The 14,925-nt window shown below is 72.5% G+C and carries 14 protein-coding genes and 1 pseudogene; 14 read left to right on the top strand and 1 reads right to left on the bottom strand.

Going from position 1 to position 14,925, the window contains the following annotated elements:
• A pseudogene (locus FHS88_RS08225) lies at window positions 1–244 on the top strand (IS5/IS1182 family transposase); the annotation flags it as partial.
• Here the strand turns inward: FHS88_RS08225 and FHS88_RS08230 are convergent.
• Window positions 241–1,842, bottom strand: a complete 1,602-nt coding sequence (locus FHS88_RS08230; RefSeq protein WP_184483459.1) for an alkaline phosphatase D family protein — start codon at window positions 1,840–1,842, stop codon at window positions 241–243. The pseudogene FHS88_RS08225 and the gene FHS88_RS08230 sit on opposite strands and share 4 nt — an antisense overlap.
• 303 nt (window positions 1,843–2,145) lie before the next feature.
• Here FHS88_RS08230 and rpsB point away from each other — a divergent pair, with 303 nt between their 5' ends.
• The 13 genes from rpsB (at window position 2,146) to lpxA (ending at window position 14,920) form a co-directional block, all read left to right on the top strand.
• Window positions 2,146–2,958 carry a 30S ribosomal protein S2 gene (gene rpsB / locus FHS88_RS08235; RefSeq protein ID WP_184483461.1) on the top strand — a complete coding sequence of 271 codons (813 nt, stop codon included), beginning with the start codon at window positions 2,146–2,148 and terminating at the stop codon, window positions 2,956–2,958.
• A gap of 69 nt (window positions 2,959–3,027) precedes the next feature.
• A complete protein-coding gene (tsf, locus tag FHS88_RS08240; RefSeq protein ID WP_184483463.1) occupies window positions 3,028–3,966 on the top strand; it encodes a translation elongation factor Ts in 939 nt (312 codons plus the stop codon).
• A gap of 107 nt (window positions 3,967–4,073) precedes the next feature.
• The gene (gene pyrH, locus FHS88_RS08245) at window positions 4,074–4,799 is read left to right on the top strand and encodes a UMP kinase (protein ID WP_184483465.1); all 726 of its coding nucleotides are present in this window, start codon (window positions 4,074–4,076) and stop codon (window positions 4,797–4,799) included.
• A gap of 19 nt (window positions 4,800–4,818) precedes the next feature.
• Window positions 4,819–5,385: a ribosome recycling factor gene (gene frr, locus FHS88_RS08250; protein ID WP_184483467.1), complete on the top strand. Its 567-nt coding sequence runs from the start codon at window positions 4,819–4,821 to the stop codon at window positions 5,383–5,385.
• 80 nt (window positions 5,386–5,465) lie between these two features.
• Window positions 5,466–6,212 (top strand): polyprenyl diphosphate synthase, encoded by a 747-nt coding sequence (uppS, locus tag FHS88_RS08255; protein ID WP_184483469.1) that lies wholly within the window; start codon window positions 5,466–5,468, stop codon window positions 6,210–6,212.
• 71 nt (window positions 6,213–6,283) lie between these two features.
• The gene (locus tag FHS88_RS08260; RefSeq protein ID WP_408902358.1) at window positions 6,284–7,066 is read left to right on the top strand and encodes a phosphatidate cytidylyltransferase; all 783 of its coding nucleotides are present in this window, start codon (window positions 6,284–6,286) and stop codon (window positions 7,064–7,066) included.
• The gene (dxr, locus tag FHS88_RS08265; protein ID WP_184483471.1) at window positions 7,063–8,244 is read left to right on the top strand and encodes a 1-deoxy-D-xylulose-5-phosphate reductoisomerase; all 1,182 of its coding nucleotides are present in this window, start codon (window positions 7,063–7,065) and stop codon (window positions 8,242–8,244) included. The genes FHS88_RS08260 and dxr overlap by 4 nt, the downstream gene beginning before the upstream one ends.
• 30 nt (window positions 8,245–8,274) lie before the next feature.
• A complete protein-coding gene (gene rseP / locus FHS88_RS08270; protein WP_184483474.1) occupies window positions 8,275–9,372 on the top strand; it encodes an RIP metalloprotease RseP in 1,098 nt (365 codons plus the stop codon).
• Between the two features lie 115 nt (window positions 9,373–9,487).
• A complete protein-coding gene (gene bamA / locus FHS88_RS08275; RefSeq protein WP_184483476.1) occupies window positions 9,488–11,800 on the top strand; it encodes an outer membrane protein assembly factor BamA in 2,313 nt (770 codons plus the stop codon).
• A gap of 18 nt (window positions 11,801–11,818) precedes the next feature.
• The gene (locus FHS88_RS08280) at window positions 11,819–12,580 is read left to right on the top strand and encodes an OmpH family outer membrane protein (RefSeq protein WP_184483478.1); all 762 of its coding nucleotides are present in this window, start codon (window positions 11,819–11,821) and stop codon (window positions 12,578–12,580) included.
• Window positions 12,581–12,585: 5 nt separating this feature from the next.
• A complete protein-coding gene (lpxD, locus tag FHS88_RS08285) occupies window positions 12,586–13,629 on the top strand; it encodes a UDP-3-O-(3-hydroxymyristoyl)glucosamine N-acyltransferase (protein WP_184483480.1) in 1,044 nt (347 codons plus the stop codon).
• Complete coding sequence (fabZ, locus tag FHS88_RS08290; protein ID WP_184483482.1) at window positions 13,626–14,096, top strand: 3-hydroxyacyl-ACP dehydratase FabZ; 471 nt, start codon at window positions 13,626–13,628, stop codon at window positions 14,094–14,096. Before lpxD ends, fabZ begins: the two co-directional genes overlap by 4 nt.
• A 2-nt stretch (window positions 14,097–14,098) precedes the next feature.
• Entirely contained in the window at window positions 14,099–14,920 is an 822-nt protein-coding gene (gene lpxA / locus FHS88_RS08295; protein WP_184483484.1) for an acyl-ACP--UDP-N-acetylglucosamine O-acyltransferase, read from the top strand.
• Window positions 14,921–14,925: the final 5 nt, after the last annotated feature.

Consider the following 14,925-nt stretch of genomic DNA (forward strand, 5'->3'; position numbering starts at 1 on the left):
GATCCGGCGGGACCTGCGCGACCGGGGGGCCGTGCCGGAGATCCCCACCAAGCGGAACCGCCATCTCCAGCACAGCGTCAGCAAGTCCCTCTACGCGCTGCGCAGCCGCATCGAGTGCTTCATCAACCGCCTCAAGAACAGCCGCCGCGTCGCTACCCGCTACGACCAGACCGCCGAGAGCTTCCTCGGCTTCGCGACACTCGCCTCCATCCGACTGTGGATCAGGTTTGTCCACGCGGCCTAGCCGCGCTGCAGGCCCGGCCGCCCGGCCTCGACAACCAGGCGCGCCGCCGTCTCCCGCGGCGCGCCCTCGCGCGTCACGAAGGGCAGCGCCACGAACTCGACCGTCATGCGCGCCGCCGTCGCCTCCGCCACGCAATAGCCGCGCTGGCCGTGGAACAGCGCGATGTCGGGGTTGCGGCGCAGCACCTCCTCCCCGGCGGGCGTCATCGGCGCCCCGTCGCCCGCGCTGGTGATGGAGGTGGCGGTGAACTCGGCCGCCACCGGCGCGCTCTCGGGATCCTCGGGCCGGGCGCGGATGGTCGCGGCCAGCGCGACATGCACATCGCCCGAGAGCACCACCGGGTTCGCCGCGCGCCGCGCGCGGATGCCATCCAGCAGCCGCTGCCGCGCCGCCGGGTAGGCGTCCCACTTGTCCATCGAGATGCCGCTGGCCAGCAGGCGCCGCATCATCGGCACCTGCTGGGCCAGGATGTTCCAGCGCGCCGGGCTGTCGGTCAGGCCATCGAGCAGCCAGGCCTCCTGCGCCGCGCCGAGCATCTGCGCGTCGGGGCGGTGCACCTCGGCGCAGGGCGCCTTCACGCCGTCCCCGCAGGGCTGGTCGTCGCGGAACTGCCGCGTGTCGAGCACATGCACCCGCGCCATCGTCCCGAAATCCAGGCGGCGATAGGCCGTGATGTCCGGCCCGCGCGGCAGGGCGGCGCGGCGCAGCGGCATGTGCTCGTACCAGGCCTGGAAGGCCGCGGCCTTGCGCAGCGCGAAGGTCTCGGGCGGCACGGCGATCGGGAAGCGCGGGCTGCCGTCCTCCTCGCTGATCGCGCCGGCCCAGTTGTTGTCCACCTCGTGGTCGTCGTAGCTCGTGAGGAAGGGATGGGCGGCATGCGCGGCCTGCAGGTCCGGGTCCAGCCGGTATTGCGCATAGCGGAGGCGGTAGTCGGCCAGGGCGATGGTCTCCTCGCCCAGATGCGGTCGGACCAGTGGCCCCCAGCCCGGCTGGCCGGGCACGCGCCCGCGGTATTCGTAGATGTAGTCGCCGTAGTGGAAGACGAAGTCGAGATCGGCCTCCTGCGCTATATGCCGCCATGCGGTGAAGAGGCCGTGCTCGTAGTGCTGGCAGCCGGCGAAGGCGAAGCGCAGCCGGTCCGTCGCCGCCCCGGGTGCCGGCGCGGTGCGGCTGCGCCCGGTGGCGCTGACCTCGCCGCCCGCGCGGAAGCGGTAGAAATAGGGCCGCCCGGGGGCGAGGCCGCTGACCTCGACGTGCACCGCATGGGCCAGTTCCGGCCTCGCGATGGCCTCGCCACGCGCGGCGATGCGCGCGAAGCGCTCGTCCTCGGCGACCTCCCAGGCGACCGGAAGGGCGGCGCGCACCATGCCGCCATCCGGGGCGAGGGGTTCGGGCGCGAGGCGCGTCCAGATCACGAAGCCGTCGGGGGAGGGCTCGCCGCTCGCGACACCCAGGGTGAAGGGGAAGGCGCGGAACAGCGGCTGCGCGACCCCCGGCCGCGCCGCCGGGCCGAGCGCCGCGAGCGCGGCGAGCCCGCCCGCGCCGCGCAGCAGCCCGCGTCGGGAGAGGTCGAGGATGTGGCGGGCGGTGCTGTTCATGGCGGCTCCCGTATCGGCTGGGGGCGGCAGGCTGGCCCGGCATCCCGCCCGCCGGGCATGAAGCCTGCGTGAAGCTTTCGCCGGCCGCCAGGGCCACCCTGGCACGCCGCGGGGCTGCCCGCGCCCGCCCGCCGGGGCTTGCCGCGCGGGCGGGTTTCGGCCATACCGCGCCCGCCGGTCGGGGGCAGCCCCGCCCGGTAATCCGCACGCGGCGCGCCCTTCCATCCCTGGCAGGGTCCGGTCCCCGGCAACGGGGGATGCGCCGCGGAGGCCCAACCGGACTGAAGGAAGGAGGCTCGCCCCATGGCGATGCGCGAAGTCACCCTGCGTGCCCTGCTCGAGGCAGGCGTTCATTTCGGCCACCATACGCGGCGCTGGAACCCGCGCATGGCGCCCTACATCTTCGGCGTCCGCAACCAGGTCCACATCCTCGACCTGCAGCAGACCGTGCCGATGATGGAGCGCGCGCTGAAGGCCGTGCGCGACACCGTCGCCGCCGGCGGGCGCGTGCTGTTCGTCGGCACCAAGAAGGCGGCGGCCGACTACGTGGCCGAGGCCGCGACGCGCTGCGGCCAGTACTACGTCAACCATCGCTGGCTCGGCGGCATGCTGACCAACTGGAAGACGATCACGGGCTCGATCAAGCGCCTGAAGCAGATGGACGAGCGTCTGTCCGGCGACACCGCCGGCCTGACGAAGAAGGAAATCCTGATGCTGACGCGCGAGAAGGAGAAGCTCGAGCGCGCCCTCGGCGGCATCAAGGAGATGGGCGGCCTGCCCGACATCCTCTTCGTCATCGACACGGTGAAGGAGAAGCTCGCGATCGAGGAGGCCAACAAGCTCGGCATCCCGGTGATCGCGGTGGTGGATTCCAACGCCGATCCCTCGGGCGTGACCTACCCGATCCCGGGCAATGACGACGCGATCCGCGCTATCACCCTCTACTGCGACCTGGTCGCCTCCGCCGTGCTCGACGGCATCTCGGCCGAGCTGCAGGCCTCGGGCGTGGATGTCGGCGCGGCCGAGGAGCTGCTGCCCGAGGCGCTGCCCGAGGTGGCCGCCGAAATCGCCCCGGAAGCGGCGGCCGAGGCCGCGCCCGAGCAGCCGCAGGCCTGACGCCTCTCCCGCCGGGGCCGCGCGGCCCCGGCGCCCGATCCTCACCACTGGCAACCACGGAGCATTCCGATGGCCGAGATCACTGCGGCAATGGTCCGCGACCTGCGCGAGAAGACCGGCGCGGGGATGATGGACTGCAAGAAGGCGCTGGTCGAAACGGGCGGCGACATGGAAGCCGCGATCGACTGGCTGCGCAAGAAGGGCCTTTCGGCCGCCGCCAAGAAGTCCGGCCGCGTGGCGGCCGAGGGGCTGATCGCGGTGGCCTCCGCCCCGCGCTCGGCGGCGATGGTCGAGGTGAACGCCGAGACCGACTTCGTCGCCCGCAACGAGCAGTTCCAGGCCTTCTGCGCCGCAGTGGCCGAGGTCGCGCTCTCGGTCGGCGACGACATCGAGGCGATCAAGGCCGCGCGCTACCCGGGCTCGATGGATCTGGTCGAGGGCGGCAGCGCCTACCGCACGGTGGGCGAGCAGCTCACGCACCTGATCGCGACCATCGGCGAGAACATGTCCATCCGCCGCGCCAAGCGCCTGCATGTCGAGCAGGGCACCGTCGCCACCTATGTCCACTCCGCGGTCAAGCCGGGGATGGGGAAGATCGGCGTGCTGGTGGCACTCGAGGGCGCGTCCGAGGCGGCGGTGATGGAGACGCTCGGCCGCCAGATCGGCATGCATGTCGCCGCCGCGCGGCCCGAGGCGCTCGACATCTCCGCCGTCGAGCCCGCCGCGCTCGAGCGCGAGAAGGCGGTGCTGACCGAGCAGGCCAAGGCCTCCGGCAAGCCCGAGGCCGTCATCCAGAAGATGGTCGAGGGCCGCATCCGCAAGTACTACGAAGAAGTGGTGCTGCTCGAGCAGGTCTGGGTCCATGACGGCGAGAGCCGGGTGAAGGCGGTGGTCGAGAAGGCGGGCGTGAAGCTCGCCGGCTTCGCCCGCTTCCAGCTCGGCGAGGGCATCGAGAGGGCCCAGTCCGACTTCGCCGCCGAGGTCGCGGCCGCGGCGGGCCAGGGCTGAAGCCCTTCAGGCGGGGTTTCGGCCCCGCCTGCCGCCTTATTGTCGCCCACGGGGCGCGGCCAGTATGGTGCCGCGCCCTTCACCCGACCGGAACCGTGACCCCGCCCATGAGCGACCAGCCCGCCTACAAGCGCGTCCTGCTCAAGGTGTCGGGGGAAGCCCTGATGGGCAGCCGTGACTACGGCCTCGACACCGCCGTCTGCCGTCGCATCGCGGAGGACGTGAAGGGGGTGGTGGATCTCGGCGTCGAGGTCTGCCTCGTCATCGGTGGGGGCAACATCTTCCGCGGCGTCGCCGGCGCCGCGGCGGGGATGGACCGCGCCCAGGCCGATTCGATCGGCATGCTCGCCACCGTGATGAACGCGCTCGCGATGCAGTCCGCGCTCGAAAAGATCGGGGTGCCGACGCGCGTGCAGTCGGCGATCCCGATGTCGAGCGTCTGCGAGCCCTTCATCCGCCGCCGCGCCGTCCGCCACATGGAGAAGGGGCGGGTGGTGATCTTCGCCGCCGGCACGGGCAACCCCTTCTTCACCACCGACACCGCCGCCGCCCTGCGCGCGGCAGAGATGGGCTGCGACGCGCTGCTCAAGGGCACGCAGGTGGATGGCGTCTATTCCGCCGACCCGCGCAAGAACCCGGCCGCCGAGCGGTACGTGACGCTGACCTATCTCGACATGCTCGCGCGCGACCTCGCGGTGATGGATGCGGCCGCGATCAGCCTCGCGCGCGAGAACCACCTGCCGATCATCGTCTTCAACATCCACGAGCCCGGCGCCTTCACCGCGGTGATGAAGGGCGAGGGCCGCTTCACCACCGTCCACGAGGACCACTGAACGAGAGCGGGAGGCCCCCATGGCCGCTGACTTCCAGGCCCTGAAGCAGGACCTGACGCGCCGGATGGACGGCGCGATGGAGACGCTGAAGAAGGAATTCGCCGGCCTGCGCACCGGCCGCGCCAGCCCCGCGCTGCTCGAGCCCATCCGCGTCGAGGCCTATGGCTCCATGACGCCGCTCAACCAGGTCGCGAACATCTCGGTCGCCGGGCCCGGGCTGCTCTCGGTGCAGGTCTGGGACAAGGCGCTGACCAAGCATGTCGAGAGCGCGATCCGGGAGGCGAATCTCGGCCTCAACCCCCAGGCCGAGGGCCAGGTCATCCGGGTGCCGCTGCCGCCGCTGACCACCGAGCGCCGCAACGAGCTCGCCAAGGCCGCAGCCCGCTACGCCGAGCAGACTCGCGTGGCCATCCGCGGCGTGCGCCGCGACGGCATGGAGCAGGTCAAGGCCTGGGTGAAGAAGCACGAGACGAGCGAGGACGAGGCCAAGCGCGCCGAGGACGAGATCCAGAAGCTCACGGACCAGTACGTGAAGCAGGTGGATGCCGCGCTGGCGGAGAAGGAAAAGGACATCCGGACGGTCTGATGCGTGCCGGAGGGCTCGGTGGCGGGGGACGATGACCGGATGGGCCTGATGCAGGGGCATTGCGGGGGAATGGCACGGGCATGAGCGCCGCCACGGGCCCCGCCCGCCTCGCCGCGGCGCCGGCCGGCGGGCCGCCCGCGCATGTCGCCATCATCATGGACGGCAACCGGCGCTGGGCGCAGGCCCGCGGCCTGCCGGTCGCGCTCGGCCACCGGGCCGGCGCGGAAGCCGCGCGCCGCACGGTCGAGGCGGCAGCGAAGCAGGGCGTCGCCTGGCTCACCCTCTTCGCCTTCTCCTCCGAGAACTGGCGCCGCCCGATCGAGGAGGTCTCGGCGCTGACCGGCCTTCTGCGCCTCTACCTGCGCTCGGAGGTCGCGAGCCTGGTCAAGGAGGGCGTGCGCCTGCGCGTCATCGGGGATTTCCACCGCTTCGGGCCGGAACTCGCGCGCGCCATCGCCGCGGCCGAGGAGGCGACGGCGGGCGGCACGCGGCTCAACCTCAACATCGCGCTCTCCTATGGCGGGCGGGAGGAGATCGTGCAGGCCGCCCGCGCCATCGCGGAACAGGCCGCCGCCGGCCGGCTCGATCCCGCCACGCTGACCGAGGCGCGCTTCGGCGCCTTCCTCCAGACCGCGGGCATGCCCGACCCCGACCTGATCATCCGCACCTCGGGCGAGCAGCGGCTCTCCAACTTCCTGCTCTGGCAGGCGGCCTATGCCGAATTCGTGTTCCAGGACGTGCTCTGGCCGGACTACGGCGCCGAGCACCTGGCCGAGGCATTGGCCGCCTACGGCCAGCGGGAACGCCGCTACGGGTCACGGCCCTGAGCGGGGCCGCCGCCCCCGCGGCCGAGCCGAAGCGCTGGCGGGACCTGCGCAAGCGCTTCCTCTCCGCCCTCGTGCTCGGGCCCACGGCGCTGGCCTGCATCTGGCTCGGCGCCGTGCCCTGGACGGTGCTGATCGCGGTCTCGGTCGCGCTGCTCGCCTGGGAATGGGTCCATCTCTGCGGCCTGTCCACCCGCGCGCTGCCGGGCATCGCGGTGCCGGTCGCGGTGCTGGCGGCGGGCACGCTCGCGGTGGCCGAGCACAGCCGCGCCGCGCTCGCGCTGCTGGTGCTGCTCTGGGCGGTCGCCTGGTGGCAGGCGCGGCGGATGCGCGGGCCGGAGCGGCCGGACCTGCCCGCCGCCTCGCTCGCCGCGGGCATCCTCTACATCGGCATCGCCGGCATCGCCCTGATCGAGCTGCGCCACGACAACGAGGCCGGGCGCGCCAATGTGCTGTTCCTGGTGCTGGTGGTCTGGGCCTCGGACATCGGCGCCTACATGGCCGGGCGGGCCTTCGGCGGGCCGCGCCTCGCGCCCGGCATCTCGCCCAACAAGACCTGGTCGGGCGCGGCGGGCGGGCTCGCCTCGGCCATCCTGGTGGGCGTCCTGGCCGCCTGGATCCTGGCGCCGGGAGGGGCTTCCCGCGCGGCCGCCGTCGCGGCCATGCTGGGGGTCATGGCGCAGGCGGGCGACCTTCTCGAAAGCTGGATCAAGCGTCACTTCGACGTGAAGGACAGTTCCGGCCTTATCCCGGGCCATGGCGGGCTGCTCGACCGGCTGGACGGGCTGATCGCCGCCGCCCCGCTCGCCGCCCTGCTCGCCTTCGCGCTGGGCCAGGGCCAGCCGCTGTGGCGATGACCCGCAGCGTCACCATCCTCGGCTGCACGGGCTCGGTCGGGCGCAGCACCGTGGCGCTGCTCGAGGAGGCGCCCGAGGGCGCCTTCCGCGTCGAGGCGCTGGTCGCCAACCGCGACGTGGCGCGCCTTGCCGCCCAGGCGCGGCGGCTGCGCGCCCGCCTCGCGGTGGTCGCCGACCCCGCCTGCCATGCCGCGCTGGCCGAGGCGCTCGCCGGCACGGGCATCGAGACCGCCGCCGGTCCCGAGGCCGTCATCGCCGCCGCCTCCCGCCCGGCCGACTGGACCATGGCCGCGATCGTCGGCGCGGCCGGGCTGCCGGCGACGCTCGCGGCCCTCGCGCGGGGCGGCGTCGTCGCGCTCGCGAACAAGGAGAGCCTCGTCTGCGCGGGGGAGATCGTGCTCGCCACCGCGCGCGCGTCGGGGGCGACGCTGCTGCCGGTGGATTCCGAGCACAACGCCATCTTCCAGGCGCTCGAGGCCCGCGGCGGCGCGGCCGACCCCTACGCCACGGTCGAGAAGATCGTGCTGACCGCCTCGGGCGGCCCCTTCCGCACCGCCCCGCTCGCCGAGATGGCCGCGGCCACGCCCGAGGACGCGGTGAAGCACCCGGTCTGGTCCATGGGCGCCAAGATCTCGGTGGACAGCGCCACCATGATGAACAAGGGCCTCGAACTGATCGAGGCGGTGCGGCTGTTCCCGTTGCCGGAGGAGCGGGTGGAGGTGCTGGTCCACCCGCAATCCACTGTCCATGGCCTTGTGCAATACGCCGACGGATCGGTGATGGCCCAGCTCGGCACCCCCGACATGCGCACGCCCATCGCCCATGCGCTCGCCTGGCCCGCGCGCATGGCGGCCTCGGTGCCGCGGCTCGATCTCGTCACCCTCGGCCGGCTCGACTTCTTCGCCCCCGACACCGAACGCTTCCCGGCCCTGCGGCTGGCGCGGGAGGCCTTGCGGGCGGGGGGCGGGGCGACCACCATATTGAATGCGGCGAACGAGGCCGCCGTCGGCATGTTCCTCGACCGTCGCATCGGCTTCCTCGACATCGCCGCGGTGGTGGAGGAGACGCTGGAGCGGCTCGGCGCGCCGCTGGCCGCGGACCTCGCGGCCATACTGGCGCTCGACGAGGCGGCGCGCGCGGAGGCGGCCCGGATCGCCGCGGAACGGGCGGCGGCCTGATCGCCGCCGCCATATCGGAAACGGACCCCCATGGACTTCCTGCCTGAGCCCTTCCGCACCATCCTCGCCTTCGTGGTGGTGCTGGGCGTGCTCATCTTCGTGCACGAGCTCGGCCACTACCTCGCCGCGCGCTGGCGCGGCGTGCATGTCGAGCGGTTCTCGATCGGCTTCGGCCGCGCCATCGCCTCCTGGAACGACCGGCGGGGCTGCGAATGGCGCGTCGGCTGGATCCCGCTCGGCGGCTACGTGAAGATGCACGGCATGGAACACGCGGCGGACACCCCGCCGGAGCCGGGCAGCTTCCGCGCCGGTGAGAGCTTCCACGAGAAGAGCGTGGGCGACCGCGCCATCATCGTCTTCGCCGGGCCGGCCTTCAATTTCCTGCTCGCGGCCGTCGTCTTCGCCGTGCTCTTCGCGACCGTCGGCCGGCCGGTGGGCTCAACCGCCGTGCAGTCGGTGGTCGCGGGTTCGGCGGCCGAGCGCGCGGGTCTCGTGCCCGGGGACCGGATCCTCGCCCTCGATGGCGAGCGCGTGCTGCGCTTCGAGGACCTGCAGCGCCACATCCAGCCGCGCGCCGGCCAGCCGGTCGAGGTGCTGGTCCGCCGGGGCGAATCGGAGGTGAAGCTCATCGCGACGCCCGCCGCGCGGGAGGACGGGCGCGGCGTGCTCGGCATCGCCGGCGGGGCGGTGGAGCGCGAGCGGCTCGATCCCTTCAGCGCGGTCCTCTACGGCTCCTGGCACATGGTGGTGGTCTCGGGCCAGACGCTCGCGGGCGTATGGCAGATGATCACCGGCAGCCGCGGGGCGGAGGAGATCGGCGGCCCGCTGCGCATCGCCCAGCTCTCGGGCGAGGTGGCGGACATGGGCATCCTGCCGCTGCTGACCTTCATCGCCCTGCTTTCGATCAACCTCGCCCTGATCAACCTCTTTCCCATCCCGATCCTGGATGGCGGGCACCTCGTCTTCTACGCGGCGGAGGCGATCCGCGGCCGGCCGCTGACCGCGCGGGCGCAGGAATACGCCTTCCGCGGCGGCTTCGCGCTGCTGGTCACGCTGATGCTGCTGGCGACCTGGAACGACCTCACGCAACTGGGGGTTGTGCGCTGGGTGGCCGGCCTGGTGGGCTGAGGCCGATCGTCTAGGCGGGGCGGCCACCGCCGCCGCGCCGCAGGGGGTGGCGGCGGCGGGGGGCCTCGGCTAGTGTCCGCGCGCCCTGTCGGCCCCAAGATCAGGTGGCGATTCGTTGTCCAGCTTGCGCTCCCTCCTCCTCGTCCTGGCCGCGCTGCTCGTGGCCCTTCCATCCTCGGCGCAGGCGCCCGGCCGGGTCGCCGCCATCGAGGTGCAGGGCAACCAGCGCATCGAGGCGGACACCATCCGCTCCTACATGCTCGTCCAGCCGGGCGAGGTGGCCGATCCCGACCGGCTCGACCGCAGCCTGCGCGCCCTCTTCGCGACCGGGCTGTTCCGCGATGTCGAGATCCGGCCCGAAGGCAACCGCGTCGTGGTCCGCGTGGTCGAGAACCCGGTGGTCAACCGCGTGGGCTTCGAGGGCAACCGCCGCGTGACCAGCGACGCGCTGCGCAGCGAGGTGCAGCTCGCCCCGCGCGGCGTCTTCACCCCCGCCGCCGCGCAGGCCGATCGCCAGCGCATCCTCGAGATCTACGCCCGCCGCGGGCGCTTCGGGGCGAGCGTCGAGCCCAAGATCATCGAGCTCGACCAGAACCGCGTGGACGTGGTCTTCGAGATCACCGAGGGCGACATCGCGCTCGTCTCGCGCATCAACTTCGTCGGCAACACCGCCTTCTCGGACAGCCGCCTGAGGGAAGTGGTCGCGACGCGCGAGCAGGCCTGGTACCGGCTGCTCTCGACCTCCGACGTCTATGACCCCGACCGCCTCGCCTTCGACCGCGAGCTGCTGCGCCGCTTCTACCTGCGCCAGGGCTACGCCGATGTGCAGATCACCGGGGCGGCGGCGGAACTCGCGCCCGACCGCAGCGGCTTCTTCATCACCTACACGATCGAGGAAGGCCCGCGCTACCGCATCGGCAGCATCGACGTCACCAGCACGCTGCGCGGCCTCGATCCCGCCACCGTGCGCCGCGACATCCGCGTCTCGGTCGGCGACTGGTACGACGGGGACGCGGTGGAGCGCGCCGACAACGAGCTGACCGACCTCCTGGTCGGCCGCGGCTTCCCCTTCGCCAATGTCGAGCCGCGTGTCGTGCGCAACCGCGAGGCCGCGACGGTCGATCTGACCTTCGAGATCAGCGAGGGCCCGCGCGCCTTCATCGAGCGCATCGAGATCACCGGCAACACCCGCACCCAGGACCGCGTGATCCGGCGCGAGTTCCGCCTCGCCGAAGGCGATCCGCTGATCACCCAGCAGGTGCGCCGCTCGCGCGACCGCATCCGCAGCCTCGGCTTCTTCTCGGACGTGCAGGTGACGACCACGCCGGGCTCGGCGCCGGACCGCGTGATCCTCAACACCCAGGTGCGCGAACGCGCGACCGGCGAGTTTTCGATCGGCGGCGGCTATTCGACCGATGCCGGCCTGCTCGCCGATCTCGGCCTGCGCGAGCGCAACCTGCTCGGCACCGGCATCGACGGCCGCTTCAACGTCACGCTGGCGCAGCGGCGCAGCCAGGTGGACATCTCGGTCACCGACCCGCAGTTCCTCGAGCGCAACCTCGCTGCCGGCGGCGACATCTTCCTGGTGCAGCGCGACCTGCGCGACACCTCCGGCTACCAGGAACGCCGCCGCGGCTTCGCGCTGCGCATGGGCTACGAGATCAACGAGCGGCTGCGCCAGTCCTGGGCCTACTCGCTGGTGGACCGCGACATCTACGACGTCGATCCCTTCGCCTCGCGCTTCATCCGCGAGCAGGCGGGCCGCACCCTGCTGAGCCAGGTCTCGACGACCATCACCTACGACCGCCGCGACAGCCGCATCGAGCCGCGCGAGGGCTATGTGGTGCGCGTCGGCATGGACCTCGCGGGCCTCGGCGGTGATGTCTCCTACGTGCGGCTGCGCGCCGATGCGCAGTACTACATCCCGTTCGAGCGGCTGCTCGGGGACCCCGAATACGTCCTGGTCTTCGCAGCCGGCGCCGGCCATCTCGCGCCCTACGGGGACCGCGACACGCGCATCGTGGACCGCTTCTTCCTCGGCGGCGAGAACCTGCGCGGCTTCGCGCTCGGCGGCGCCGGGCCGCGCGACGTCTCGACGCGCGACAGCCTCGGCGGCCAGACGATGTGGACGGGCTCGGCGGAGTTCCGCTTCCCGCTGCCGGTGCCGACCGAACTCGGCCTGATCGGCCGCGCCTTCGTGGATGTCGGCTCCCTCTCGGGGCTGCCGTCGAGCATCAACAACGCCGGCTGCCCCGTCACCGTGCCGAACTGCGTGCGCGACGAGGCGGACCCGCGCGTCGGCGTGGGCGTCGGCATCTCGTGGCGCAGCCCGATCGGCCTCATCAACATCGACCTCGCCCAGGCTGTGGTGAAGAAGTCCTACGACGAGACGCAGGTCTTCCGCCTGGGCTTCGGCACCCGCTTCTGATCCAGGATACCGCCTGACATGTTCCGATTCGTGCCTGCGGCCCTCGCGGCCGCCCTCTTCGCCTTTCCCGCCATGGCCCAGCAGGGGCAGTGGTTCGTCCCCGGCCAGGGCCAGCAGCAGGGGCAGCAGCGCCCCGCCCAGCCGCGCCCTGCCCAGGCGCCGGCCCAGCGCCCCGCCCAGCCCGACCAGCAGCCGCTTCCCCCCGGCCAATCCACGCCGGCGCCGGTGATCGGCATCGTGGACGTGCCCGAGATCCAGCGCATCTCCACCGCCTTCACCCAGGTCCGCGAGGAGGTGGAACGCCGCCGCGCCGCGCTGAACGACGACCTGCAGCGCGAGCAGCAGCGCTGGCGCGACGAGCAGCAGCGCCTCGCCACCGAACGCCCCGGCCTGACGCCCGAGCAGCTCCGCGCGCGCGAGCGCGACCTTCAGGACCGCATCACCGACAGCCAGCGCGCCCTGCGCGACCGCGCGGCGAACATCGAGCAGGTGGCCCAGGCCGCGCTGCGCGAGATCGAGCAGGCACTCGCCGTCATCATCCGGCAGGTGGCCACGGCGCGGAACATCAACATCGTGCTGCCGCGCCCGCTGGTCATCTACAACGACCCGCCCTTCGACCTGACGCAGGAGATCGCGGTGGAGCTGAACCGCGTCCTGCCGCGCCTGAACCTGCCGGCCGAGGCGGCCCAGACCCCGGCACCCGCCCAGCCGCGCGCCCAGCAGCAACCGCAGCGCCAGGGCGGGGCGCAGCCGCAGGGCCAGCAGCAGCGCCGGAACTGAGCGCGATGGGGGCGGATCCGCGCTTCTTCCCCGCGCGGGGCCCCTTCCGCCTCGCGGCGCTCGCCGAGGCGGTCGGCGCGCGCCTGGTCGGGGAGGGGGATCGCGAGGTTTCGGGCGTGGCGCCGCTCGCGCTCGCCGGGCCGGACGACCTCGCCTATCTCGAGGGCCGCCGCCATCTGGCGGCCCTGCGCGCCGCGCGCTGCGGCGCGGTGCTGGTGTCCGAGGATTTCGCCGCCGCCGCGCCCGAGGGCTGCGCCGTGCTCGTGACGCCGACGCCGCAACTCGCCTTCGCCCGCGCCGCAGCGCTCTTCCATCCCCGCCCCGCCCCCGTGCCCGGCATCCACCCCACCGCGAGCGTCGCGGCCGATGCGACGCTCGGCGAGGGCTGCGAGGTCGGGCCCTTCGCCGTCATCGGCGCGCGGGCCGAGATCGGCCCGGGCTGCATCATCGGCCCCCATGCGGTGGTTGGCGCGGGCTGCGTGCTCGGCGCCGGCTCCATCCTGCGCGCCCATGCGGTCATGGAGCACTGCCTCGCCGGGGCGGGGGTGGTGCTGCACCAGGGCGCGCGCGTCGGCAATGAGGGCTTCGGCTTCGTCACCACGGCGGCTGGCGAGCATGTCACGGTCCCCCAGGTCGGCCGCGTGATCCTGGGCGACGGTGTCGAGATCGGCGCCAATTCCTGCGTGGACCGCGGCGCGGGCGGGGACACGGTGCTGGGCCCCGGGACCCGGCTCGATAACCTCGTGCAGATCGGCCACAATGTCCGCACCGGGCGCGGCTGCGTGATCGTCGCGCAGGTCGGCATCGCGGGGTCCACCGAGCTCGGCGATTTCGTGGTGGTGGCGGCGCAGGCGGGGCTTGTCGGGCACATCAAGGTGGGCTCAAAGGCTCGGATAGGGGCGCAGGCGGGCGTGATGAACGACGTGCCGCCCGCGACCGACGTGGTGGGCAGCCCGGCCTGGCCGGCCCGGGAAACGATGCGTGCCTTCGCGCGCCTGCGCCAGCTCGCCACGCCGAAGAAGGACGACAAGACGGGCGGGACGCCATGAGCACCGAAGAGACCAAGGCCGGCGAGGTCGGCGCCTTCGACATCGCGCAGATCATGCACGCGATCCCGCATCGCTACCCGTTCCTGCTGGTGGACCGGGTGGTGGAGCTGGTGAAGGACGTCTCCTGCGTCGGCATCAAGAACGTCACCATCAACGAGAACTTCTTCCAGGGCCATTTCCCGACCATGCCGGTGATGCCCGGCGTCCTGATCATCGAGAGCATGGCGCAGACCGCCGCCGTGCTGGTGGTCGAGACGCTGGGCCCAGCCTGGGCGGGCAAGCTCGTCTATTTCATGACCGTGGACCAGGCGAAGTTCCGCAAGCCCGTGGTGCCGGGGGACCAGATGCGCGTGCACGTGAAGAAGGAACGCCAGCGCGGCAACATCTGGAAGTTCAGCGCCGAGGCGAAGGTGGACGGCAAGGTCGTGGCGGAAGCCACCTATGCCGCGATGATCCTGGACAAGTGAGCATGGCCGAGATCCATCCGACCGCGGCGGTTGCCCCCAGCGCCGTCATCGGCGAGGGCTGCCGCATCGGCCCCGCCTGCGTCATCGGCCCGCATGTCGAGCTCGGCGCGGGTGTCGAACTGATCTCCCATGTCGTGGTGGACGGCCATACGCGCCTCGGCGATGGCGTGCGCGTCTTTCCCTTCGCCACCATCGGGATGGCGCCGCAGGACCTCAAGTACAAGGGCGAGCCCACGCGCTGCGAGATCGGCGCGCGCACCCTGATCCGCGAGCACGCCACCATCCACCGCGGCAGCGTCGGCGGCGCGGGCGTCACGCGCGTGGGCGCGGACTGCATGATCATGGCGGTCGCGCATGTCGCGCATGACTGCACGCTCGCCGACCGCGTCATCATCGCGAACAACGTCATGCTCGGCGGCCATGTCGAGATCGGCGACACGGTCTTCGTCGGCGGCGGCACCGCCATCCACCAGTTCGTGCGCATCGGCCGGCAGGCCGTGATCGGCGGCATGAGCGGGGTCGAGGCGGACGTGATCCCCTATGGCTCGGCCATGGGCAACCGCGCGCGCATGATCGGGCTGAACCTGATCGGGCTGAAGCGGCGCGGCTTCTCGCGGCCGCAGATCCACGCGCTGCGCGGCGCCTTCCGCCTGCTGTTCAAGGAACCGGGCGTGTTCAGCGAGCGCCTCGAAGAAGCCGAGCGCCGCTGGGCCGACGATGCGCAGGTCGGCGAGATCCTCGCCTTCATCAAGGCGCCCTCGAAGCGCGGCCTGTGCAAGGCGGGGCGCGACCTCGGCGCCGATGACGCGGACGACGAGGCCTGAACGGC

This window comes from Neoroseomonas alkaliterrae (assembly GCF_014199195.1).
In the GTDB taxonomy this organism is placed as follows: domain Bacteria; phylum Pseudomonadota; class Alphaproteobacteria; order Acetobacterales; family Acetobacteraceae; genus Neoroseomonas; species Neoroseomonas alkaliterrae.